This window comes from Pseudolabrys sp. FHR47 (assembly GCF_005153485.1).
GTDB lineage: Bacteria > Pseudomonadota > Alphaproteobacteria > Rhizobiales > Xanthobacteraceae > Pseudolabrys.
This window is the reverse complement of record NZ_CP039740.1, coordinates 1,396,585-1,420,324: the sequence shown is the minus strand read 5'-3', so window position 1 is coordinate 1,420,324 and position 23,740 is coordinate 1,396,585. Positions and strand designations below refer to the sequence as shown.

Annotated in this window: 22 protein-coding genes; 14 read left to right on the top strand and 8 right to left on the bottom strand. The window is 64.7% G+C overall.

Annotated elements, in window-relative coordinates; all coding sequences use genetic code 11:
• Window positions 1–972 precede the first annotated feature (972 nt).
• Both E8Q40_RS22410 and E8Q40_RS07050 read left to right on the top strand, forming a co-directional pair.
• Window positions 973–1,959 (top strand): OmpA family protein, encoded by a 987-nt coding sequence (locus E8Q40_RS22410; protein WP_370455236.1) that lies wholly within the window; start codon window positions 973–975, stop codon window positions 1,957–1,959.
• Window positions 1,960–2,231: 272 nt separating this feature from the next.
• Window positions 2,232–2,396 carry a DUF3309 family protein gene (locus E8Q40_RS07050; protein ID WP_137043710.1) on the top strand — a complete coding sequence of 55 codons (165 nt, stop codon included), beginning with the start codon at window positions 2,232–2,234 and terminating at the stop codon, window positions 2,394–2,396.
• 129 nt (window positions 2,397–2,525) lie between these two features.
• Here the strand turns inward: E8Q40_RS07050 and E8Q40_RS07045 are convergent, their stop codons facing one another.
• The 4 genes from E8Q40_RS07045 to E8Q40_RS07030 all read right to left on the bottom strand — a co-directional run bounded on the left by E8Q40_RS07045 (window position 2,526) and on the right by E8Q40_RS07030 (window position 6,145).
• Window positions 2,526–3,830 carry a TRAP transporter large permease gene (locus tag E8Q40_RS07045; protein ID WP_137043709.1) on the bottom strand — a complete coding sequence of 435 codons (1,305 nt, stop codon included), beginning with the start codon at window positions 3,828–3,830 and terminating at the stop codon, window positions 2,526–2,528.
• A 3-nt stretch (window positions 3,831–3,833) separates the two neighbouring features.
• Window positions 3,834–4,391: a TRAP transporter small permease gene (locus tag E8Q40_RS07040; protein ID WP_137043708.1), complete on the bottom strand. Its 558-nt coding sequence runs from the start codon at window positions 4,389–4,391 to the stop codon at window positions 3,834–3,836.
• A 111-nt stretch (window positions 4,392–4,502) separates the two neighbouring features.
• The gene (locus E8Q40_RS07035; protein ID WP_137043707.1) at window positions 4,503–5,477 is read right to left on the bottom strand and encodes a TRAP transporter substrate-binding protein; all 975 of its coding nucleotides are present in this window, start codon (window positions 5,475–5,477) and stop codon (window positions 4,503–4,505) included.
• A 122-nt stretch (window positions 5,478–5,599) separates the two neighbouring features.
• Complete coding sequence (locus E8Q40_RS07030; RefSeq protein WP_137043706.1) at window positions 5,600–6,145, bottom strand: winged helix DNA-binding protein; 546 nt, start codon at window positions 6,143–6,145, stop codon at window positions 5,600–5,602.
• A gap of 111 nt (window positions 6,146–6,256) precedes the next feature.
• Between E8Q40_RS07030 and E8Q40_RS07025 the strand changes: the two genes are divergently transcribed.
• The 4 genes from E8Q40_RS07025 (at window position 6,257) to E8Q40_RS07010 (ending at window position 12,563) form a co-directional block, all read left to right on the top strand.
• Window positions 6,257–9,952, top strand: coding sequence for a hydantoinase B/oxoprolinase family protein (locus E8Q40_RS07025; RefSeq protein WP_137043705.1), 3,696 nt, complete (start codon window positions 6,257–6,259; stop codon window positions 9,950–9,952).
• Window positions 9,953–10,099: 147 nt separating this feature from the next.
• Window positions 10,100–10,630 carry an SCP2 domain-containing protein gene (locus tag E8Q40_RS07020; protein WP_137043704.1) on the top strand — a complete coding sequence of 177 codons (531 nt, stop codon included), beginning with the start codon at window positions 10,100–10,102 and terminating at the stop codon, window positions 10,628–10,630.
• On the top strand, window positions 10,630–11,646 hold the full coding sequence (locus E8Q40_RS07015) for a peptidase U32 family protein (protein WP_137043703.1): 1,017 nt from the start codon (window positions 10,630–10,632) through the stop codon (window positions 11,644–11,646). Before E8Q40_RS07020 ends, E8Q40_RS07015 begins: the two co-directional genes overlap by 1 nt.
• Window positions 11,637–12,563: a U32 family peptidase gene (locus tag E8Q40_RS07010; RefSeq protein WP_137043702.1), complete on the top strand. Its 927-nt coding sequence runs from the start codon at window positions 11,637–11,639 to the stop codon at window positions 12,561–12,563. The genes E8Q40_RS07015 and E8Q40_RS07010 overlap by 10 nt, the downstream gene beginning before the upstream one ends.
• A 33-nt stretch (window positions 12,564–12,596) precedes the next feature.
• On the opposite strand, the gene E8Q40_RS07005 is transcribed toward E8Q40_RS07010, so the two are convergent.
• Both E8Q40_RS07005 and E8Q40_RS07000 read right to left on the bottom strand, forming a co-directional pair.
• On the bottom strand, window positions 12,597–14,204 hold the full coding sequence (locus tag E8Q40_RS07005; protein ID WP_137043701.1) for a DHA2 family efflux MFS transporter permease subunit: 1,608 nt from the start codon (window positions 14,202–14,204) through the stop codon (window positions 12,597–12,599).
• A gap of 14 nt (window positions 14,205–14,218) precedes the next feature.
• Entirely contained in the window at window positions 14,219–15,448 is a 1,230-nt protein-coding gene (locus tag E8Q40_RS07000) for an HlyD family secretion protein (RefSeq protein WP_137043700.1), read from the bottom strand.
• A 214-nt stretch (window positions 15,449–15,662) separates the two neighbouring features.
• Between E8Q40_RS07000 and E8Q40_RS06995 the strand changes: the two genes are divergently transcribed.
• Window positions 15,663–16,307 carry a TetR/AcrR family transcriptional regulator gene (locus E8Q40_RS06995; RefSeq protein WP_137043699.1) on the top strand — a complete coding sequence of 215 codons (645 nt, stop codon included), beginning with the start codon at window positions 15,663–15,665 and terminating at the stop codon, window positions 16,305–16,307.
• A gap of 42 nt (window positions 16,308–16,349) precedes the next feature.
• Entirely contained in the window at window positions 16,350–16,727 is a 378-nt protein-coding gene (locus E8Q40_RS06990; RefSeq protein WP_137043698.1) for a hypothetical protein, read from the top strand.
• Window positions 16,728–16,845: 118 nt separating this feature from the next.
• Here E8Q40_RS06990 and E8Q40_RS06985 read toward each other — a convergent pair whose 3' ends face one another.
• Window positions 16,846–17,409 carry a DUF6101 family protein gene (locus E8Q40_RS06985; RefSeq protein WP_137043697.1) on the bottom strand — a complete coding sequence of 188 codons (564 nt, stop codon included), beginning with the start codon at window positions 17,407–17,409 and terminating at the stop codon, window positions 16,846–16,848.
• A 303-nt stretch (window positions 17,410–17,712) separates the two neighbouring features.
• Here E8Q40_RS06985 and E8Q40_RS06980 point away from each other — a divergent pair, with 303 nt between their 5' ends.
• From E8Q40_RS06980 to lpxK, 6 genes are all read left to right on the top strand, one after another.
• Window positions 17,713–19,077 carry a TldD/PmbA family protein gene (locus E8Q40_RS06980; protein WP_137043696.1) on the top strand — a complete coding sequence of 455 codons (1,365 nt, stop codon included), beginning with the start codon at window positions 17,713–17,715 and terminating at the stop codon, window positions 19,075–19,077.
• 22 nt (window positions 19,078–19,099) lie between these two features.
• Window positions 19,100–19,879 (top strand): 3'(2'),5'-bisphosphate nucleotidase CysQ, encoded by a 780-nt coding sequence (locus tag E8Q40_RS06975; RefSeq protein WP_246663021.1) that lies wholly within the window; start codon window positions 19,100–19,102, stop codon window positions 19,877–19,879.
• 38 nt (window positions 19,880–19,917) lie between these two features.
• The gene (locus E8Q40_RS06970) at window positions 19,918–20,163 is read left to right on the top strand and encodes a DUF4170 domain-containing protein (RefSeq protein ID WP_137043695.1); all 246 of its coding nucleotides are present in this window, start codon (window positions 19,918–19,920) and stop codon (window positions 20,161–20,163) included.
• A gap of 117 nt (window positions 20,164–20,280) precedes the next feature.
• Window positions 20,281–21,042, top strand: coding sequence for a lysophospholipid acyltransferase family protein (locus E8Q40_RS06965; RefSeq protein ID WP_137043694.1), 762 nt, complete (start codon window positions 20,281–20,283; stop codon window positions 21,040–21,042).
• A complete protein-coding gene (locus E8Q40_RS06960; RefSeq protein WP_137043693.1) occupies window positions 21,039–22,346 on the top strand; it encodes a 3-deoxy-D-manno-octulosonic acid transferase in 1,308 nt (435 codons plus the stop codon). The genes E8Q40_RS06965 and E8Q40_RS06960 overlap by 4 nt, the downstream gene beginning before the upstream one ends.
• Window positions 22,339–23,328: a tetraacyldisaccharide 4'-kinase gene (gene lpxK / locus E8Q40_RS06955; protein ID WP_137043692.1), complete on the top strand. Its 990-nt coding sequence runs from the start codon at window positions 22,339–22,341 to the stop codon at window positions 23,326–23,328. Before E8Q40_RS06960 ends, lpxK begins: the two co-directional genes overlap by 8 nt.
• Here the strand turns inward: lpxK and E8Q40_RS06950 are convergent.
• Window positions 23,325–23,549, bottom strand: a complete 225-nt coding sequence (locus E8Q40_RS06950) for a DUF2093 domain-containing protein (RefSeq protein WP_137043691.1) — start codon at window positions 23,547–23,549, stop codon at window positions 23,325–23,327. The genes lpxK and E8Q40_RS06950 overlap by 4 nt on opposite strands.
• Window positions 23,550–23,740 lie beyond the last annotated feature (191 nt).

The following is a 23,740-nucleotide window of genomic DNA, read 5'->3' as shown; positions in this document are numbered from 1 at the left end:
AGACGCGGAACCGCAGCATCGCGATGACGTTAACGATGCGACAACCTTCATTCCGCGCAGCGGAATGCTCAAAAGCGCATCGGCTCTTTGCCTAGCCCGCGCTCTTTTCCCGACAGGAGTTCTGCCTCAATGATATCCGTCCGCCCGCTGCTTCTGGCCTGCACCGCCCTCACCGCCGCCACTCTGGCGTTTCCGGTTGCGGGCGCGACTGCGACTCCCGCCGGCATCTTGATCGCGCAGGCGCCGCCCGCACCGCCACCGACCGAGGAGGAGAAGCGGAAGAAGGAAGAGCAAAAGAAGCCCGCGGCGCCGGCTCCGGTTTCCAAGCCGCCGGCAGCACCACCGCCGCCTCCCGCCGCGGCACCTGCGCCGCAACCAGCGCCGCCACCGGCTGCCAAGCCACCCGCCCCTCCGCCGCCACCGGCGGCGCAACGCCCCGCGCCTCCGCCGCCACCGCCAGTGGCCCAACCGAAGCCGCCCGCGCCGCCTGCTGCCGAGCGTCCGCAGCCGCCGCAGCCCCCGGCTACGCAGACTCCCGCGCCGCGGGCACCGGCCGCACAAGCACCGGCGACTGCTCCGCAAGCGCCGCCGCCCCGTGGCGAAAGGCCGCCCGAAGCGCAGCGCGGCGAGCGACCGCCGGGACCGCCGCCAGCGGCGCAGCGACCAAATCCGCCTCCGCCACCGGCGGCAGAACAACCGAAGCCGGCTGCGCCGCCAGCGCCAGCCGCCGTACAGCAAACTCCTGGGCCCGAGCCGAAGAAAGAGGAGCCGAAGCCCGCAGCACCCGCCGCGCAGTCGAGCCCGCCGTCGGCTCCCCCGGTGACGCGCGCCTCACCGCCGCCGCCCGCACCGCCTGCGGGAGCCACGCGCGCATCGCCGCCGCCCGCGCCGCCACCAGCCGCTCAGACCGCGCCGCCGCCGCCGGCTGCGCAACAACAACCGGCGCCGAACCAGCAGGCGCAACCCGCGACCGTGCAGCGTGCGCCACAAGGCAATCGCCCGGCCGCCGCGCCGCCACCGCCGCCGACCCAGGCCCGCAGCGCCAGCGAATTCATTCGCCGCGACAATCAGGGCCCGCAGCGCGGCTTCGACGACATCCGCCGCGACCGGCGCGAAACGCGCGAGGGTAGCCGCACGATCATCAGCGAAGGCGACCGCACCATCGTGCGCGACGGCAACCGCACCATCATCCGCCACAACGAGGCCGATCGCTTCGCCATCGATGCGCGTGATGTGCGCGTAACGCAGCGCGGCAACGATACGATCAGCATCATCGTCCGCCCCGACGGCACGCAAATCGTCACCACGACCGGCCGCGACGGCCGCCTCATCCGCCGCGTGCGGCGCGACCGCGACGGCCGCGAGGTGATCATCATCGACAACCGCTTCGCCGGCGCACGGCCCGGCTTCTTCGTCAACGTACCGCCGCCGCGCTGGCGCGGTCCGCCGGAGCGCTACATCCTCGACGGCCGCCGCGCCAACCGCAATGCGATCTTCGCGCTGTTCCTGGCGCCGCCGATCCAGTACATCGACCGCCGCTATACGCTCGAGGAAGTGCGCTACAGCGAGCCGCTGCGCGCCTACATGCCGCGCGTCGATCTCGACATTCACTTCGAGACCGGCTCGTGGCAATTGACGCCGGAACAGATCGACCGGCTTTCTGTGATCGCCGACGGCATCAGTCAGGCGATCGCCAAGAACCCGCGCGAGGTGTTCCTGATCGAGGGCCATACCGACGCCGTCGGCACGGACGACGACAATCTGTCTTTGTCCGACCGCCGCGCCGAAGCCGTGGCGGTGGCGCTGACCGAACAGTTCGGGGTGCCGCCGGAAAACCTCGTCACCCAAGGCTACGGCGAACAGAACCTCAAGGTGCCGACCGACGGCCCCTCGGAGGAGAACCGCCGCGTCGCCGTGCGGCGCATCACGCCGCTGATCGACCGGCAGGCGGGAAGATAACTCCGTTCGTTCCCGCGCAAGCGGGAACCCAGTTAACAATCAGAGGGGGCCCCGCTTGCGTGGGGACGAACGGCGAAACCGAGAATAATAAACAGCCCCGGAGCAATCCGGGGCTGTTTGTTTTTTCCGGCCACATTTGTGCCGCACAGGAGGAACCTTCCCGGCACTGTTCCGTTGACAATCGCGTCGACGATGCGGCTATGCGCCTCAAGTCGCGCGCCAAGAATCGAACCGACCCTATTTACTGCAACGATTCCAAGGAGACGTGCGCGATGTCGATCGGCACCATCATTCTGATTATTCTCATCATCGCCTTGCTCGGCGGCTTTTCCGGCATCGGCGGCGGCCCGTTCTACGGCACCGGCTACTACGGCGGCGGCGGTCTGGGCCTTGTGATTATCGTGCTGCTGATCCTCGTCTTGATGGGACGGCTTTGAGACAAACCGCCTCTTGTCCCGGATTTCGCTGCGCTCCATCCGGGCTACGACGACTGCGGTACATCTAAATGAAAAGCCGGCGCGTGAGCCTCACGCGCCGGCTTCGTTCGTTGAATTGTAGCCGCTTCGCTAGCGATCCAGCATCGTAGAGGGCAGCCACAAAGCGATGCCGGGGAATATGGCGACCAGCGCGACGGCAACCACCATCAGCAGAAACAGAGGCAAAGTGTAGGCACCGATGGTGAAGATGTTGCGGCCGGTCATGCCTTGCAGCACATAGAGATTGAAGCCGACGGGCGGCGTGATCTGCGCCATCTCAACCACCAGCACGATGTAGATGCCGAACCAGATCAGATCGAAGCCCGACTTCTCCACCAGCGGGATGATGATCGAGGTGGTGAGCACCACCATCGAAATGCCGTCGAGGAAACAGCCGAGCACGACATAGAAAATCGTCAGCACCGTCAGCAACGCCCACGGTGCCAGCTTGAACGCGGTGATCCACTCGGCCAGCGCCACCGGAATGCCGGTGAAGCCCATCGCCGCCGTGAGATAGGCCGCCCCAGCAAGGATGAACGCGATCATACAGCTCGTCTTGGTCGCGGCGAGCAGCGCCTCGCGGACATTCGGCCAGGTGAGCGTGTCCGACCACCATGAGAATGCGAGCGACAGGAACACGCCGACCACGGCCGCCTCGGTCGCCGAGGCAAGCCCGCCATAGATCGATCCGATCACGCCAAGAATGAGCAGCGTCACGGGGATGAGCCGGCGCGATGCTGCAAGCCTTTCGCGCCACGGCATCTCCGGCTCGGGCGCCGGCATGCGGTCCTTGTTGAACAACGCCCAGACGATAATGAAACCCATGAACAGCACCGCGAGCATGATGCCCGGTATGACGCCGGCAATGAAGAGCCGCGCGATCGACTGCTCGGTGACGGTGGCGTAGATGATGAGAATGATCGACGGTGGAATGAGCAGGCCGAGCGTGCCGGCGCCGGCGAGCGTGCCGATCGCCATCTTCGAATCGTAGCCGCGTTTGGCCAATTCCGGCAGCGAGATGCGGCCGATGGTGGCGCAGGTCGCCGCCGACGAGCCGGACACCGCGGCGAAGATCGCGCAGCCGACAACGTTCACATGTAGCAGCCGACCCGGCAGCTTCTGCAGCCACGGCGCCAGGCCGGTGAACATATCGTCCGGCAGCTTGGTGCGATACAGAATCTCGCCCATCAGGATGAACATCGGCAACGCGGTCAGGTCCCATGAACCCGACGCCGCCCAGACCGAGGTTGCCAGCACCTGCCCCGCCGGCGTCGACATCGTCATGACGATGGCGATGTAGCCGACAATGGTCAGCGCCAGCGCGATCCACACGCCGGCCGACAGGATGACGAACAGGAACAGCAGGAGCAGGAGCGATAATTCGACGACGCTCATGCCTCAGCCCTCTTTGCCGACGGTGAATGCTTCCTCGGCGTCGAGGAAGGTCGGACGACCACGCCGGAGGATGACGATGAGTTCATCAATCAATGCGATGGTGAAGATCAGCGCGCCGAGCGCCATGAGCGCCTGCGGATAAGCCAGTTGCACGCGCACGACGCCGGCCGAGACTTCATTGAATTTGTAGGAGACGTAAGCGAAGTTGACGAACTGCCAGGTCATGTAGATGCCGACCCCCGCAGCCACGCCGAAGGCGAGAATTTCGGCGGCGCGGCGAAACGGCCGCGCCAGAACATTGAGCGCCATGGTGACGCGGATATGCGCGCCGCCTTTCAGCGTCGGCGCCAGCGCCAGGAAGCTCGCGGCGGCGAGCGTGTAACCGCAGATCTCGTTGAGCGACAATATCTGGAATTCGGTCGGCGGCAGATGCAGCAGCATCAAGATGCCGTCGATAATGCGGAAGGTGAGCTGAACACCGACCAGCAAAGCGATGGCGGCAAGACATAAGGCCGCCGCCCACAGCGCCAGTCCGTAAAGTCTGTCGAGGAAGTTGCGCATGATCGGTATCCGGAAAATGATCACCCTCTCCGGCACTTGGAGAGCCCAACCCGGGCGAACCCGGGTTGGGTGGAGAGGGTGACTTGTCGCGCGTGGTTGAAAACGATCCGCTTACTTCTTGTAGGCGGACAGCATGGCCGCGCCGTCGGCACCGGCGGACTTTTCAAACTCGGCGGCGATGGTTTCGCCAACCTTCGCGAGACCGGCCTTCAGTTCCGGCGTCGGCGCGGTGACCTTGATGCCGGCGTCCTTGAGCGCCTTGGTCTTGATCTCCTTCTCGGCGATCGAGGCCTTCCAGCCGCGCTCTTCGGCAACCTTGGCGGCATCGAGCACGGCCTTCTTCTCGGCGTCGCTGAGCTTGTCGAAGGCGGCCTTGTTCACGAACACGATGTTGCGCGGCAGCCAGGCTTCGGCCTCGATGTAGTCGGTCAGATAGTCCTGCGCCTTGGTGTCGACGCCGGTCGAGGCCGAGGTGATCATCACATCGACGCGGCCGGTGGCGAAGGCGGTCGGCAGATCCGGCACTTCGATCTGTGTCGGAATGGCGCCGACCAGCGCCGCGATGCGGCCGATGGTAGCGTTATAAGTGCGGAACTTGAGACCCTTGAGATCTTCGATCTTGGTGATCGTCTTCTTGGCGTAAATGCCCTGCGGCGGCCACGGCACCGAATACAGCAGCATCAGGCCTTCGGACGCGAGCTGCTTTTCGAGATACGGCTTCTGCGCCGCATAGAGCTTCTTGGCGGCGTCATAGCCGGTCGCCAGGAACGGCACGGAGTCGAGACCGTAGACCGGCGCCTCGTTGGCGGCCAGCGACTCGAGGATTTCACCGATCGGCGCCGTGCCCTGACGCACCGCGCGCTTGATTTCTGGATGCTTGAACAGCGAGCCGGCGGAGTGAACCTGAATCTTGAGCGAACCCTTGGTCGCCTTGTCGACGTCGGCGGCGAAAGCGACGACATTCTTGGTGTGGAAGTTGCCGTCCGGATACGGGACCGGCATGTCCCACTTGGTTTGAGCCGCCGCAGTCGTAGCAAGACCGGCCGCCAGGACGACGCCGGCCAGAGAACGCAGAACCATCTTCATAGCTCACCCTCCATTGCGGATCGTGACGCGATCCGCCCTCGTTGCTGATGTGAAGCTTAGCAGTCTCTTGTTTTAGAACCTGACGAAACTTTCGGCATGTCCTGCACAAGTTTCTCCTCTTTTCAAAGACTCGCCGCCGCGCGCGCGGCCTGGTCGTAATGACCGGACAGCGCACGCATCAGTGCGGCGATTTCGGATAGCCGCTTCTCGTCCATGCCGGCGCTTTTGACCGACTGGACCAGAAGGGCCTCGCGAACCTTGCGATAGCGTTGCACGACCTTCTCGCCTTTGGCGGTGAGGCCGACGGTCTTTTCGCTGCCGCGCTTGCTGCTGACGAGCAGATTGTGCCCGTCGAGCTTCTTGAGCGAATAGGTAACGAGGTGCGTGTCCTCGATATTGAGTACGAGGCAAATATCGGCGACGCGCTTGGCGCGGTCGCGATGCGCGATGGTGTGCAAAACAAGGACGTCGAGCGGCGACAGATCGGGCACGCCCGCCGCCGCCATGCACCGCACCATCCAGCGCTCGAAAGCGTGATCGAGCAGGATCATGCCGAATTCGAGTTCGGACAGAACCGGCATCGCGCCCGACGCCAGATGCGCCGATGACACGATCGGCCCCAGCGTCAACTCCGCGTCGGTCTTCGCTGCGGTCGCAGCTTTTGCCATCTCAGCCCCTCCGAGATGGGAGAAGCGTATCGGCCGGTGATAAATTGTCAACGATTTATTGACGATTTTTTTTAGCTCTGGTTTAGTCCGCGCAGGCAAGGAGATCGCGACATGGCCAAGCGGACGCTAAAGCGGGCGGCGAATAAACAGGCGGGTAAGGCGAAAAATAAGCCGAAGAAACAGGCAGCGAAGGCTGGCCGGAAGACTAGCGCCCTCGCCCGCACCTGGGACTTCTGGATCGACCGCGGCGGCACCTTCACCGACATCGTCGGCCGCCGGCCGGACGGCAAACTGATCGCGCATAAGCTGCTGTCTGAAAACCCGGAAGCCTATGCCGACGCCGCCGTGCAAGGCATCCGCGATCTCATCGGTCTCAAGGCCGGTGAGCCCATCCCGCCCGCCACTGTCGGCGCCGTGAAGATGGGCACCACGGTTGCGACCAATGCGCTATTGGAGCGCAAGGGTGACCGCACGCTCCTGCTCATCACCAAAGGATTCCGCGACGCCTTGAAGATCGGCTATCAGGCGCGGCCGAAGATCTTTGCCCTCGAAATCATCAAGCCCGAACTACTCTACGAGCGCGTCGCCGAGATCGACGAGCGCGTGCGCGCCGATGGCACCGTCGAGCGCGAACCCGATCTGGATGAGGCCCGTGCCGCGCTGGAAGCCGCGAAGAAGGACGGCATCGACGCGGTCGCCATTGTGCTGATGCACGCTTATCGCTTTCCCGAGCACGAGAAACGTCTGGCGAAGCTGGCGCGCGACATGGGCTTCGCGCAAGTGTCGGTGAGCCACGAAGTCTCGCCGCTGATCAAGCTGGTCGGCCGCGGCGACACCACCGTGGTCGACGCCTATCTGTCGCCGATCCTGCGCCGCTATGTGAAGCGCGTCACCGACGCCCTCGACACCAAGGAGTCGGGTGCACGCCTCATGTTCATGATGTCGTCGGGCGGCTTGACCGCCGCCGAACTGTTTCAAGGCAAGGACGCGATTCTGTCCGGTCCGGCCGGTGGTGTGGTGTCGATGGCGGAAACCGGCAAGCAGGCCGGCTTCGACCGGCTCATCGGCTTTGACATGGGCGGCACCTCGACTGACGTGTCGCATTTCGACGGCGAATACGAACGCGCCTTCGAGACCGAAGTCGCCGGCGTGCGCATGCGCGCGCCGATGATGCTCATCCACACAGTCGCCGCGGGCGGCGGCTCGATCCTGCATTATGACGGCGCGCGCTTCCGCGTCGGCCCCGACTCGGCCGGCGCCAATCCCGGCCCGGCCTGCTATCGCCGTGGCGGGCCCCTCGCCGTCACCGACGCCAATGTGATGACCGGCAAGCTGCTGCCGGACTTCTTCCCGAAGATCTTCGGCCCGCATCAGGATCAGCCGCTCGACGCCAGCGCCGTGCAAAAGTCGTTCGGAGAGATGGCCAGAGAGGTTGGCGACAAGTCGCCGGAAGAGATCGCCGACGGCTTCATCAAGATCGCCGTCGAGAACATGGCCAACGCCATCAAGAAGATTTCGGTGCAGCGCGGCTATGACGTCACGCGCTATGCGCTCAACTGCTTCGGCGGCGCCGGCGGCCAGCACGCCTGTCTGGTTGCTGACGCGCTTGGCATGACCAAGGTGCTGATCCATCCGTTCTCGTCGCTGCTGTCGGCCTATGGCATGGGTCTCGCCGATATCCGCGCCACGCGCGAACAGGCCATCGAACTGCCTTGGGGCACCAAGGCGCTCGCGGCGCTGAAGAAGACCGGCGTCACGCTTGGCAAGGCCGTGAAGGACGAAGTCGTCGGTCAGGGCGTGCCCGCCGCGAAGATCAAGGTGATCCAGCGCGCGCATATCCGCTACGCCGGCACCGACACGGCACTGATTGTTGAATCCGGCCCGCTGCCGGCGATGCAGCGCGCTTTCGAGAAGGCGCACAAGGCGCGCTTCGGCTTCATCGACCGCAACAAGCAGCTCGTCATCGAAGCCGTGTCGGTCGAAGCCATCGGCGGCGGCGCCAAGTTCGCCGAGAAGTCGGCGCGCCGCGCGGCCGCCAAGCTGCCGAAGCCGGCCAAGGCCACGCGATTCTATTCAAACGGCGCCTGGCACAAAGCGAATGTTTACACCCGCGATCAGTTGAAGATCGGCGCCAAGGTCAAAGGCGCCGCGATCATCATCGAGCCGCATCAGACCATCGTCGTCGAGCCCGGTTGGGAAGCGGAGCTGACGCCGAAGAACCACCTCGTCCTGTCACGAAAGCAGAAGCTGAAGCGCGTCCACGCCATCGGTACCCATGCCGATCCGGTGATGCTGGAAGTGTTCAACAACCTGTTCATGTCGATCGCCGAGCAGATGGGCGTGTCGCTGCAGAACACCGCCTATTCGGTCAACATCAAGGAGCGGCTCGACTTCTCCTGCGCGGTGTTCGCATCCGACGGCACTTTGGTCGCGAACGCGCCACACATGCCGGTGCATCTCGGCTCAATGGATCGCTCGGTCGAAACCATCATCCGCGACAACAAGGGCAAGATCGCGCCCGGCGATGTCTATGCCATCAACGCGCCCTATAACGGCGGCACGCATCTGCCGGACATCACGGTATGTACGCCGGTGTTCGATGACAAGAAGAAGAGCATCCTGTTCTGGGTGGCCTCGCGCGGCCACCACGCCGATGTCGGCGGCATCTCGCCCGGCTCGATGTCGCCGAATGCAACGACCATCGAGCAGGAAGGCGTCTATATCGACAACTTCAAGCTGGTCGATCGCGGCCGTTTCCGTGAAAAGGAACTGATGGCGCTACTGACCGGCGCCACATATCCGGCACGCAACCCGATCCAGAACGTCAACGACCTCAAGGCCCAAATCGCGGCCAACGAGCGCGGCGTCGCCGAACTGCGTAAGATGGTGACGCAGTTCACCTTGCCCGTGGTCAAGGCCTACATGAAGCACGTGCAGGACAACGCCGCGGAGAGCGTGCGCCGTGTCATCGACCGCATACACGACTCGTCGTTCGAATATCCGATGGACCAGGGCATGGTCATCAAGGTGAAGATCTCGGTCGACAAGAAGAAGCGCGAGGCGACCGTCGATTTCACCGGCACCTCGCCGCAGCAGCCGTCGAACTTCAACGCGCCGGAGCCGGTAACGCGCGCCGCCGTGCTCTACGTGTTCCGCATGATGGTGGCCGACGACATTCCGATGAATGCAGGCTGCCTGCGGCCCGTGAACATCATCGTGCCGCCGAAATCGATGCTGACGCCGGAATATCCAGCGGCGGTGGTCGCCGGCAATGTCGAGGTGTCGCAGGCCGTGACCAACTGTCTGTTCGGCGCACTGAATGCCTTGGCGTGTGCGCAAGGCACCATGAACAACCTGAACTTCGGCAACGACAAGTATCAGTACTACGAAACGATCTGCTCGGGCTCGCCCGCCGGTCCCGGCTTCAACGGCACCGACGCCGTCCACACCCACATGACCAACACGCGGCTGACCGATCCGGAAATCCTCGAATTCCGCTATCCGGTGCTGCTGGAAGACTTCCACATCCGCAAGGGTTCGGGCGGCAAGGGCAAGTGGCATGCCGGCGACGGTATCCGCCGCACCATCCGTTTCCTCGAGAAGATGGATTGCACCGTTCTTTCCGGCCATCGCCGCGTGCCGCCCTTCGGACTCGAAGGCGGCGAAGCGGGCCAGGTCGGCGAGAACTGGGTGCGACGCAAGGATGGCACGATGGTGAAACTCGAAGGCTGCGACGCCACCGAGATCGACGCCGACGAGGCGATCATCATTCAGACGCCGACGGCAGGCGGCTACGGGAAGGCGTAGAGCACGAGACGGTACGGTATCGCCGCAACGCGCGACGCTTCGTCATCGCGTCAGAAATGCATTGCGCCGGCCTCGATGTGCATCGATCGGCGCATCGCATTGACTTCCATCAAAGTGATGTCGGCTTGTGCGACTAGCGTCGCGCGCATGTCAGTGCCGCCGGATTCCTCATCGCCGCTCAAGTCTCTTCTTCGGCAAGCCCCTGCCCTGCTGCTTACCCCGCTTCCGCTGGCGCTTCTGCAACCTATTCTCAATCGAATAGCAACCCATGTCGCGTCATCGCGCGCCGGCCTGTTCGACCGTCTTGGGCCGCATGCCGGCAAAAGATTTCTGATCGATCCAGTCGACTTTCCATTCGTGCTCGTCCTGACGCCCGAGCGCACGGCCCCCCGCCTTACCGCGCATCGCCGTCATGAACGCCCCGCGCATGATGCCGCCATTGCCGGCACGTTCTTCAACCTGCTCGACATGATCGACGGCACGCTGGACGGCGACGCCATGTTCTTCTCGCGCGATCTCAGCGTGACCGGCGACACCGAGGCAGTGGTCGCGCTGCGCAACGCGCTGGACGACTTCGAAGGCAGCGCTCTCGCCGCCGCCATCGGCAGTTTCGGACCCTTCGCCGGCCCGGCATCCTTCGTGCTGTCCGGCCTGCGCCCGAACCGGGGGACACGTTGATGACGGAAACGAATGACTACCAGCGGCCTGAACTTGTGTGTCCGGCCGGCACGCCGGCAGGCCTGCGCACCGCGGTCGATGCCGGCGCCGATGCCGTCTATTGCGGCCTGCAGAACGAGACCAATGCGCGCAACTTTCCGGGGCTGAATTTCACCCCAGCCGAACTCGAACAGTCGCTGGCCTATGCCCATGCGCGCGGCGCCAAGGTGCTGCTGGCGGTCAATACATTCCCGCCGGCCGGCCGCTTCGATCTGTGGCGCGAGGCGATCGATCTGGCAGCGCGGCTCGGCGTCGATGCGGTGATCGTCGCCGACATCGGCGTCGCCGACTATGCGGCGCAAACGCATCCCGAGCTGCGCCTGCATCTGTCTGTACAGGCCGGCGCCTCCTCGCCCGAAGCGATCCGTTTTTACTGCCAGCAGTTCGGCGTCAAGCGGGTGGTGCTGCCGCGCATGCTGACGGTCGCGGAGATCGCGGCGCTGCACCGGCAGATCCCGTGCGAGATCGAAGCCTTCATCTTCGGCAATATCGGCATGATGGCCGAGGGCCGCTGCAGCCTCACCAATTACGTCACCGGCATTTCCACCAACATGGATGGCGTGTGCTCGCCGGCCGCCAGCGTGCACTACGAGCAGGACGCACGCCATACGCTGACGACGCGGCTCGGCCCGGTGGTAATCGACCGCTTCATTCGCGGCGAGAGCGCCGGCTATCCGACGATCTGCAAGGGCCGTTATCTCTGCAGCGCCCAGAAGGATGCCTATTACGCCTTCGAGGAGCCGGTCAGCCTCAATCTGACGGCGCTGCTGCCGGACCTGATGCGCGCCGGCGTCACCGCGCTCAAGATCGAGGGGCGGCAGCGCAGCCGCGCTTATGTGAAGGACGTGGTGTCCGCCTTCCGCATAGCCGTCGACGATCTGATGGCGGGCCGAGAGGTACCGCTGGCCGGCCTTCTCGCGCTCACCGAAGGCCGCCGCGAAACCGAAGGCACATTCCGGAGCAAGAAATGGCGATAGCGCAAGCAGCGCCGGCAGGCGACGTGACCCTGGGTCCAGTGCTGTTCAACTGGGCGCCGGAAGCGTGGCGCGACTTCTATTTCCGCATCGCCGATGAGGCGCCGGTTGAGGCCGTCTATCTCGGCGAGATCATATGCTCGAAGCGCGCGCCATTGTTCGCACCGCACATGGAGGCCGTCGCGGCGCGGCTCGCCGCCGCCGGGAAGGCAGTCGTGTTCTCATCACTGACCGAAGTGATGTCGAAGCTCGACCGTAAGCTGGTGGACAGTCTCAGCGCCGGCGAACTGGTCGAGGCCAATGACGCCTCCGCCTTTGCTTACCTGCACGGCAGGCCGCATCACATCGGGCCCTTCATCAATGTCTACAACGAGCGCACGCTGGCCGTCCTGGCGCGCGGCGGCGCCTGCAATGTCTGTCTGCCGGTGGAGTTGCCGGCCACCGCCATCCGCGCGCTCAGCGGGGAGGCGCGCAAGCTCGATGTGACTGTGGAAGTACAAGTTTTCGGGCGTTTACCCTTGGCGCTGTCAGCGCGCTGTTATCACGCGCGCGCCCACGGCCGCACCAAGGATAGCTGTCAGTTCGTCTGCGAGAACGATCCCGACGGCCTGGTGCTGAGGACGCTGGAGAACAAGCCGTTCCTCACGGTGAACGGCATCCAGACCTTGTCCTATGAGTATCTCGACCTGAGCGGCGACCTCGCGACTCTGCAAGATATGGGCATCCGCCGCTTCCGCCTCTCGCCGCATAGCTGCGACATGGTTGCGGTCGCGACCGTCTTCCGCGACGCCCTCCATGGCCGGATCGACGCCCACGAGACGCAGTCAAAACTCGAAGCCCTCAAGCTCGAAGCGCCGTTCGTGAACGGCTTCTTCCACGGCAAGGCCGGCACGCACTGGCAGGCGGCGGCGAGGCACTAGTTCGAAGACGGCCGAGCCGACAGCAAGGGCGCCTCAGTGCCCGCCGGCCGCACCGGCCGCGGGAGCGGCGGGCTTGCGCATGGTCAGGCCGAGCGCGGCCAGCGCGACGAACATCACGGTCAGCGCCCAGAACACGTCGGCATAGCCCATGACCGAGGCCTGCTGATGCGCCATTTGCGTCATCTTCTTCAGCGCCTGCAATGACGCGTCGGCGCCGCCGCCGAACAGCTCCGTCAGCTTCTGTAACGTCTCGTTGGCCGCGACACTGGTCGGATTGACCGCTTCGTGCAGCCGCGTGATGTGCAGATCGGTCCGTTCGTTGAGCACCGTCGTCACATAGGCGAGGCCCAGCGCGCCGCCGAGATTGCGCATCAGGTTGAACAGTCCCGAGGCGTTCTTGAGCCGCTCGCGCGGCAGTGTGCCCAGCGCCGTATTGGTCACCGGCACCATCGCCGCCATCAGGCCGACACCGCGGAAAATCTGGGGCCACAGCAGTTCGTAGAAATCCCAGTCGGCGGTGATGTAGCTCATCTGCCAGGTGCCGGCTGCGAACAGCAGGAAACCCGCGATCAGAATGTAACGCGGATCGAAGCGCTGCGTCAGTTGGCCAACCACCGGCGCGGCCAGGAACATCGCAACGCCGGAGACGAACATGGTCTCGCCGATCATCAGCGCGTTGTAGCCGCGAATCTGTGCGAGATAGAGTGGATAAAGATAGGTCAGGCCGTAAAGCCCGATTCCCATCACAAAGGAGAACAAGCTGCCGAGCGCGAAGTTTCGATTGGAGAAAGCGCGCAGATCGACGATCGGATTGGCGGCCATCAGCGAGCGGGCGAAAAATGCAACCGCCGAGACCGCCGCCACGACGGCCATCACGAGGATTTCGCCGTCATCGAGCCAGTCCTTGCGCGGCCCCTCCTCCAGCACGAACTCAAGCGCGCCGAGAAAGCCGGCCATCGATATCAGACCCCACCAATCGAACTTCTGCAGCAGGGAATAATCCGGCTCGTCGATATCGATCAGCGTCCATGAGAGCATCGCCACGGCAATGCCGGGGACGATGTTGACGAAGAACAACCAGTGCCAGGATAGCGCCTCGGTTACGTAACCGCCGACGGTCGGGCCGATCGTGGGGGCAAGGGTTGCGATCAGCCCGACCACCGGGGCCACCATCTTCTGCCGGGGACCCGGGAAGATGATGTAGGCAGCGGCGAACACGGTGGGGACCATGCCGCCGCCAACGAAACCTTGAATAGCGCGCCATACGATCATGCCGTTGATCGACGACGACAGGCCGCACATGATGCTGGCGACGGTGAAGCCAGCCGCGGAGACAGTGAACAACGCGCGCGTTCCCAGCGCGCGCGACAGATAGCCGGACAACGGAATCGCGATCACTTCCGCCACCAGATATGACGTCTGCACCCATGGGATCTCATCGGCGGAGGCCGACAGACCCGCCTGGATCTCAGACAGCGACGCCGAAACGATCTGGATGTCGAGGATCGCCATGAACATGCCGAAGCACATCACGACGAAAGCGCCGACGCGGCGCGCCGGTAAAGTATCCGCGCTCCCGGCGCCGCGAGTCGGGGAACTCGCGACATCCGGAAGCGCGGCGATGGCACCAGGCGTACGCATGGGGGACTTGTCGCCTAGCGCCGGAGAGACTGTTCGTTGAGCGCCGATTGCTTCGGCGCGTCCGCGGCCTTCGCCGCGAACCATGCTCGACCGTCGGCTACCGAGGTTTTGTCGGCCGACTTGGTGTTGACCTTGACGATGACCGACATGCCGGGCCGCAACAGCTTGCGGTTGGCGACGTCGGCCGGCACCTTGATACGCACCGGAATGCGCTGCACGATCTTGGTGAAGTTGCCGGTGGCGTTGTCCGGCGGCAGCAGCGAGAACACCGAGCCGGAAGCCGGCGACATGCTGGCGACCGTGCCCTCGATATCGTGCTCAGGCAGCGCATCGACGCTGACCTCAACCGGCTGGCCGGGCCGCAGCCGCGTCAGCTGTGTCTCTTTGAAGTTGGCGTCGATATAGACATCATCGAGCGGCACCAGACTGGCAAAGCGCTGGGCAGTCTGCATGAAGTCGCCGACCTTGGCGGCGCGGTTACCGATGACGCCATCGATCGGCGCGCGGATTTCCGTGAAGGACAGGTCGCGCTCGGCCTTGGCCTGCGCGGTCTTCAGTTCGTCGAGCGTGCGCGCGGCTTCTACTTGCTGCGCTTTAAGCACATCGACATTGGCGATCGCGGCGACCACCGCAGCGTTGGCCGCGGCAACGGAGGCGTCCGCCTGATCGCGACTGGACTGGGCCTGTTCGAGTGTTTGCTGGCTGGCGAAGGCGTTGCCGGCGAGCTTCAACTGCCGTTCGAGTTCGAGCTGGGCGCGCTTGGCCTGCGCCTGCGCTGAGGTGAGCTGGGCCTGGGACTGCGTCACCATGGCCTGCTGGGCCTCAATCTGGCGGCCGAAGCGGGCGACGGTCGCTTCCTGCGTCGCGACCTTTTCCCGCGCCGACTCGAGCGCGAGCCGGTAGTCGCCATCGTCGATGCGGGCGATCACGTCGCCGGCCCGGACATATTCGTTATCGCCCACCGTGACCTGTGCCACATAGCCGGACACCTTGGCGGCAAGCGTCGTCGTGTCGGCGCGCACATAGGCATCGTCGGTCGAGACCAGGTAGCGGCCGGTTGTTACGTAGCTGACGCCCCACCAGCCGAGACCGGCGACGGCGAGCGCGGCAACGCCCATCAGAACGCGTTGACGATTGGCCTTCAGGACACCGCGCAAACCGCGCCCCCCAACTTCGGGCTCGGTAAGCGCGCTCGGATCCACCGCTGTCCCCGCCTTCATTTCCGCCTCGCCACGCCGGGACATAGACCCATCTCCGATGACCGAACCGTTCGGTCAATATCGAATACTCCTGCCCCAACACCCCTGTCAAGATTGACCGAACCGTTCGGTCATTGATTCTTTCGATGGATTGCGCCATATAAATTTCTGTGAGCAACGTGGCGGATTCGCTCTCAGCCCTCGATGAGCCCTCCTAAGCGTCTGGTAGAATGAGGGAATTCGCCCGATGGAGTTGGATATGAGCTACATCCAGGCAGAATACCTGCAGGCCCCCCGGACCGACGGGGCCGATGACAGCGCCAAGCGGCGCCAGATTCTGGACGGCGCCCGCAAGGTCTTCCTCGACCGCGGCTTCGACGCGGCCAGCATGGGGGACATTGCCAAGGCCGCCGGCGTCTCCAAGGGCACGCTTTACGTCTACTTCAAGGACAAGGACGACCTGTTCGACGGCATGGTGCGCGGCGAGTGCATCATGCACCTCGACGGCGTTTTCGATTTCGACCACAGCGATCATAACGTGGAAGCGGTGCTGTTCCGGCACGGCAAAACTTTCGTGAAGGCCCTCGCCACCCCCCAGCGCCTGTCGTCATGGCGCACCGTCATCGCGGTCGCGGAACGCATGCCAGACATCGGCCGCCGGCTTTACGAAGCCGGGCCGGCCCGCAGCACCGCAAGCTTGGCCGCCTACCTCAAGGCAATGACGGAAGCCGGCATCCTCAAGGTCGACGACTACGAGGTCGCAGCGGCGCAATTCATCGAGACCTGCCACGCCGGCATGTTGAAGCCATTGCTTTTCAATTTTGGCTCGCCGCCGACGGAGGAACGGATCGAGCACGTCGTCCGCATCGCGGTGCGCACCTTCATGGCCGCCTATCGCGCCTGATAATGTGAAACCGTCTCGGCCGACGCTGTGCTAAGCTTCGCTATGGCCAGACTAACAACTCTGATTGTCGCAATTCCGGTAACCCTGCTCGCCGTCACCGCGGCGCAGGCCGGCACTTATCCGATCGACGGTCGCTGGGGCGTAACCGCCTCGACGGAGAAGGGCCCGGTCGATTGCAGCAAGCTGCGCGTTATTGCCTTCAACGGCAATCAACGCACCGACAGCGGCGGTGGCGTGCCGACCTTCCGCAACCGGTCGGTTCAATCGAACGGCAGCCGCGAATTCCGCATCGTCGACGTATTCACGACGGGCCAGATCAGCAACGCGCAAGCCAGATATAGCTTGAAGATCGTCGAACCCGATCGCGTCGAGATCAATCAGCAGCCGGGCGGCGTGTTGAAACTGCGGAAGTGCAAGTAGCCTTTCTCTGTCGTCCCGGCCGAGCACAGCGAGAGCCGGGACCCATAGCCACCGCGCCATCGAGAGTGCACGGCGTATGGGTCCCCGCATTCGCGGGGACGACATGCCTATTGGCGGCTCAGTTGCGCGCGATGATCTCGTGCTCGCCGCGATGGATCATCATTGCGTCCGCCGCCCTGCCCGCCTTCCGGCGCGTCAGGAACAGCGGCCGGCGGCGCCTGAGCGAGGAATGACGGCGGCGACGGGGCCGCGGCCTCGACACAAGCACGGCGCCAAGATGCGTCTCGGCCGCGCGCGTTCCGCTATCGTCGGAGAACAGCATCGGCAGGCCGAGCGCTTCGCTCCAGCTCCGCCATTCCGCAATCGCCTCGTCGCCCTGTTCGGACGCATAAAGCGAAAGCGTCAATCCCGGATCCTTGTGCTCGAGCGAGACCTCGGCGGTCGCGGCCACACCGGGCCGGCCGCGCACGAGCCGAAGCGCGATGCCGTCATACGCCGACACCGGCATATTGATCGCCATCACCATGCCGGCGAGCGACCGCCGCATGACCACGCGCTCTCGATGAAGTTCAACCACCCGCACCCCGGCCGACGCGTCGCTTGTCGCAAACGCCACCGGCAGGGCGAACGGGTCGAGCCGCTCCTGACGGCTCGACCCGGCGGGACCCCCGCCACTTCGCATTTTGACGCCTCAATCTCTCCCAGCGTCGGGCTTATTGACCCGTATCGCTTGCCCGAGAGAATGACGCACCGAGGGCCCGAAACCCCTTAATTTTCGCGGTTAATCGGCGTTAGGGCTCGGGGCATCGAGGCCCATGCTTGACGGCGCGTTGCCGACCATGATTGACGAGGTGTTGATTTCAGCGGCACAAATCGATGCAAACGGTTGCGCGCGGTGCGCTGCGGGGCCATTTGTGGGCTGTACCCCTCCCGATCCGCGCTACGGTATCGCCGCAAGCGCCAGCGTCGTCACGAAAGAGTTCTCATGCTCGCCCCGGCCAAGTCACTCTTCGATCAATCCGTGCTTACCGAGCGCGCCGAAAAGCTGGTGAAAGCGGCTCTGGCCGCCGGCGCCAACGCCGCGGATGCGGTGGCCGTCCGCGGCCTGTCGCAGTCGATCGAAGTGCGTGACGGCCAGGTTGAGGAAAGCGAAAGCTCGGAAGGCGACGATCTCGGCCTGCGCGTGCTGGTCGGCAAGCGCCAGGCGGTGGTCTCCACCAACGACACCTCGCCGGACGGCTTCCAGACCTTGGCCGAGCGCGCGGTCGCGATGGCGCGCGTCGCGCCCGAGGACAAGTTCGCCGGCCTCGCCGAAGCCGAACTGCTGGCCCGCGATTTTCCCGATCTCGATCTCATCGACGACAAGCTGCCGACCGTTGCCGATCTCGAAGCGATGGCGCGCAAGGCCGAAGAAGCAGCGCTCGCGGTCAAGGGCGTCAGCAAGTCCGGCGGCGCTTCGGCCTCGGCCGGTATCGGCGGCATGGTGCTGGTGACCAGCCACGGCTTCCGCGGCGCCTACCTCGGCTCGCGCCACGGCGTGTCGGTAATGGCCATCGCCGGTGAGGGCACCGGCATGGAACGCGACTACGATTATTCCTCGACGCTGCATGCCGCGGACCTGGAAAGTCCGGACGCCATCGGCCGCAGTGCGGGCGAGCGTGCGGTGGCGCGCCTCAATCCGCGCAAGGTCACGACGCGCAAGGTGCCTGTGGTGTTCGATCCGCGCGTCGCAAGTTCGCTGGTCTCACATCTGGCGGGCGCCATCAATGGTTCGTCGATCGCGCGCAAGACGTCGTTTCTGCGCGACAAGATGGGCGCCAAATTGTTCGCCGACGGCATCCGCATCATCGACGATCCGCTGCGCAAGCGCGGCCTGCGCTCGCATCCGTTCGACGGCGAAGGCGTCGCCGGCAGGAAACTGGCGCTCATTGATGACGGAGTGCTCACGACCTGGATCCTCGATTGTGCCACGGCGCGCGAACTCGGCCTCAAGACCACCGGCCACGCCGCGCGCGGCGCCTCATCGACGCCGTCACCATCGGCTTCAAACCTGCACATGGAGCCTGGCAAGCTGTCGCCCGAAGAACTGATCGCCGACATCAAGGACGGCTTCTACGTAACCGACCTGATCGGCAGCGGCGTCAACGGCGTCACAGGCGATTACAGCCGCGGCGCCTCCGGCTTCTGGATCGAGAACGGCCAGCGCACCTATGCGGTGAGCGAAGTCACCATCGCCGGCCATCTCCTCGACATGTTCAAGGGCCTGACACCGGCCAACGACCTCGTCTTCAAGCATGCGACCAACGCGCCGACCATTCGGCTGGAGGGACTGACGGTTGCAGGTCAGTAATCTAGCCACTGACGCCGCATCGTTGCGCGCGCCCCTTGAAGCGATCCTGCGCGAGGCCGGTGAGATTGCGCTCGAGACGTCGCGCCGCGAGTTCAGGCGCTGGACCAAGGGCCACGACAACTCGCCAGTGAGCGAGGCCGACCTCGCCGTCAACGACTTCCTCAAGGACCGGTTGCCGGCACTGGTCCCCCATGCCGGCTGGCTGTCGGAAGAGACCGAGGATGACCCGGCGGCACGTGCCACCGATACGATCTGGATCGTCGACCCCATCGACGGCACCCGCGCCTTTATCACCAAGCGCCCCGACTGGACGATCTGCGTGGCGCTGGTCGATCGCGGCCGACCGCAGCTTGCCGGTATTTATGCGCCGGTGACCAACGAGATGTTTGTTGCCGCCGCCGACCTCGGCGCAACCCGCAACGGCGTACCGATCACTGTCAGCAGCGGCGGCGATCTGAGCGGCGCGCGGCTCGCTGGCCCGCGACGGTATATCGATCGTCTGGCGGCACTCTCGTCCGGTGCGCAACCGCAACCCAAGGTCCACTCGCTGGCACTGCGGCTGACGCGCGTTGCAGAGGGCGCATTCGATGTCGCCCTGTCGTCACCCGGGAGTCACGATTGGGATTTAGCTGCTGCCGACCTTCTCATCCACGAGGCCGGCGGCATTCTGACCGATATCGCCGGCCGCGGCCTGCGCTATAACCTGCCGGAACCGACCCATGGGGCGTTGGTCGCCGCGAGCACCGACCGCCATGGCGCTCTCATCGACCTGATGCGTGACCGTTTGCCGGAATTCGTCTAATTCGTTCCATTGCCGGAACCGACCTGAGGATCAATTCGATGGCCGATCAGCCCGCCAAGCAACTTCTTCATCTGGTCATCGGCGGCGAACTGACCAGTTTGGAAGGCGTCGAATTCAAGGACCTGAGCAAGGTCGATCTGGTCGGCGTTTACCCGAACTACGCCTCAGCCTATGCGGTGTGGAAGGCCAAGGCCCAACAGACGGTGGACAACGCACAGATGCGCTACTTCATCGTGCACCTGCATCGCCTGCTCGATCCGGATAAGCCGGAGAAGCGCGATTAGGCGGTTCAAAACCGCAGATTTTGCTGCTATTTCGACATCGAGACCGTTGCCGTGGAACATGCTAAACCGCGGCTTCAACCGACGCGCCCCTTTTCCGAGACGAGCGACGAGCAACCGATGCCATTGACGAAGCGGATCGTTGCATCGGCCGCGTTTCAGTCCGCCGCGGGATCGATCGCCGCGAACTATCTGCGCCTGGTGTGGGCCACCAGCCGCATCGTGCGCGACCCGCCTTACATGTACGAGGAAGTCGAGACGCCGGCGATCATCGCCTTCTGGCACGGTCAGCATTTCCTCGCGCCCTTCATCAAGCGCAAGAACGAAAGCCATCGCACCAAGGTGCTGATCTCGCGGCACCGCGACGGCGAGATCAATGCCCGCGCCGCCGAGAAACTCGGCATCGAGACCATTCGCGGCTCCGGAGCGCATAACGGCGAGTTTCACCGCAAGGGCGGCACCGTCGCCTTTACCGCCATGCGCGACGCGCTGGCCGAAGGCTACAATGTCGCACTCACCGCCGACGTGCCGAAGGTATCGCGCGTCTGCGGCATGGGCGTGATCAAACTGGCGCAGCATTCCGGCCGCCCTATCTATCCGATCGCCATCGCATCGTCCCGGCGCATCGAACTCGACAACTGGGACAAGAGCGCCATCAATCTGCCGTTTTCGCGCATCGCCTTCTGTGGCTGCGGTCCGTTCCTCGTGCCAGCCGATGCCGACGATGCGTTGCTCGAGTCCAAACGGAAGGAAATCGAGGCCGCCCTGAATACAATGACCGAGCGCGCCTATGCCATCGCCGATGGCAAGCCGGTGCCGCCGATGCCGCAGCTCGGAGACATTGCGGCCAAGGTTACGTCGGCAAAGGGCCTGCCGACATGAGCAGCACGCATCTCAGCCTGGTGTTGCATACCTACCGCGTGCTCTCGCGGCTGGCGACGCCGCTGGCGCCGGTGCTGCTGGCGCGCCGTTTGAAGCGCGGCAAGGAAGTCAGCGATCGCCTCGGCGAGCGCTATGGCCGCAGCAAGCTTGAACGTCCGCCAGGTGCGCTGGTCTGGCTGCATGGCGCCAGCGTCGGTGAACTCGTCAGTGCGCTGCCATTGATCGAGCGGATCGCCGCCCAGGGCGTCAACATACTTGTGACGTCAGGCACGGTGACATCGGCCGAGATGGCGGGACGCCGGCTGCCGCCTGGCGTCATCCATCAATTCGTACCGCTCGATGCGCCACTGTATATGCGTCGCTTCCTCGATCGCTGGCGGCCCGACCTGGCGCTGCTCGTCGAGTCCGATCTGTGGCCGAACATGGTTATCGAGACATCGCAGCGCGGCGTGCCGATGATCCTCATCAATGGCCGTATGTCGGAAGCCTCGTTCAATCGCTGGCAGCGCCTGCCGCGAACCATCTTCAACCTGCTGCGCCGCTTCGATCTCTGCCTCGCCGGCACCCCGACCGATGCGCTGCGCCTGACCGAACTCGGCGCGCCGCGCGTCGTCACCACCGGCAACCTCAAGCTCGACGTACCGGCGCCGCCGGCCGATGCCGCAAAACTGCAGGCGCTCGGCGATGCCATCGGCAACCGGCCGCTGATCGCAGCGGCCTCGACCCATCCGGGCGAAGACGCCCCGATGATCGAGGCGCATCTTCGGCTCCGCGGCAATTTCCCCGGCCTGCTGACCTTAATCGCGCCGCGCCATCCGGAGCGCGGCGAAGAAATCATGAACCTCGCGCGCGAGGCCGGGCTGAGCGCGGCGCAGCGTTCGCTCGGCGAGCCGCTCACTGCCACGACGGAGATCTATGTCGCGGATACGATGGGCGAACTCGGCCTGATCTATCGGCTGGCGGAAGCGGTGTTCGTCGGCGGCTCGCTGGTCGAGCATGGCGGACAGAATCCGATCGAGCCGGCCAAGTTAGGAGCCGCGATCCTGCACGGCCCGCATGTCTGGAATTTCGCCGACATCTACGACGCCCTCGACGGCGCCCACGGCGCCGAACACGTCGAAGACGCCAACCACCTCACCGCCGCCTTCGCCGCGCTGCTGGCGAGCGATGAAACGCGCAAGAGCGTGACCACCGCGGCGCGCCGCACCGTCGATGCGCTCGGCGGCGCGCTGGCGCGCACGCTGCAGTCGCTCGATCCTTATCTGATGCATCTGATGCTGCGCGGGCGAGGCGACCATGCGTGAGCCCGCCTTCTGGTGGCGTCCACCCGGGCTCGTCTCGAGCCTGCTGGCGCCGCTGGGCGCGGCCTATGGCATCATCACTGAGCGTCGCATGACACGGCGCGGCGCGCTCGCCGGACTTCCGGTGATCTGCGTCGGCAATTTCACGCTCGGCGGCACCGGCAAGACGCCGACGGCGTTGATGCTGGCGGCTTTACTGCGGGAGTTGGGGGCGACGCCGTTCTTTCTGACGCGCGGCTATGGCGGCTCGATCGAAGGGCCCCATCGCGTCGATCATGAGAAAGACAGCGCCGGTGATGTCGGCGACGAGGCGCTGCTGCTGGCACGCGCGGCGCCGACAATCGTGGCGCGCGACCGCGTGCTCGGCGCCGCTTGCGCCAAGGCGATGGGCGCGAGCGTCATCGTCATGGATGATGGCTTGCAGAACCCGTCGCTGGCCAAGACGCTGACCATCGCCGTGGTCGATGGCCGGCGCGGCATCGGCAATGGACTGGTGTTTCCGGCGGGACCCTTGCGCGCACCGCTCAACATCCAGATGACGCGGTGCGATGTGCTGCTGGTCGTCGGGGAGTTCGATGGCGCCCGTGCCGTCGTCGCGCGCGCCGGAGCGCGGCCGGTGCTGCATGGCCGTCTCACGCCAGAGCCGACTGCGGTGTCTTCATTGCACGCGCGGAAGGTTTTGGCATTTGCCGGTATCGGCGATCCAGACAAGTTCTTCGCCACCGCCGAGCAGGCCGGCATCGCCATCGCAGAGCGCCGCGCCTTCGCCGATCACCACCGCTTCAGCGCCGAAGAGGCTGCCGAACTGGTGATGAACGCCGAACACGACGGCCTGTCATTGCTGACCACGGAGAAGGACCGTGCACGCATGGCCGGCGATCCGGCCCTCGCGGCGCTGGCGGCGAAGGCGCATGTATTGCCGGTGACGATGGTGGTCGGGGAAAGCGACGCTTTGCGGGCGCTGCTGGCGCGGGCGCTGGCTTAAGACCGCGGCGTCTCGCGATAGCGCTGCAGCACCGCCTCCGGCGTGGCGTAGGCCTCTTGGCGGTCAACGCTCCAGTATTTCAGTTCGTCAATCGCGATCGGCGCGCCGGTGACCGCGCAGCGCACGAAGCCGCCGGGACGCACCACGCGAAAATCACCATCGAGATATTTGACCTCGGCCTCGCCATGGGACGGCTGGCTGGGATCGAAACGGTTGAGCAAAGGGCAGTCTCCAAAGGCACGGCGCGGGAATGGGTCCAAGATAATCGCTTCTCCCACCCAGCGAAACCCGCCAGCCAACGGCATTTTCCTGAAATTGGCCACGCTCCGCGTTTCTCGCTGTGGCCGCACGGCGACACCTCGCGAAGGCTTTTCCGGCAAACCGGCCCAAGTGGCTTGACTCGAGAGCATCT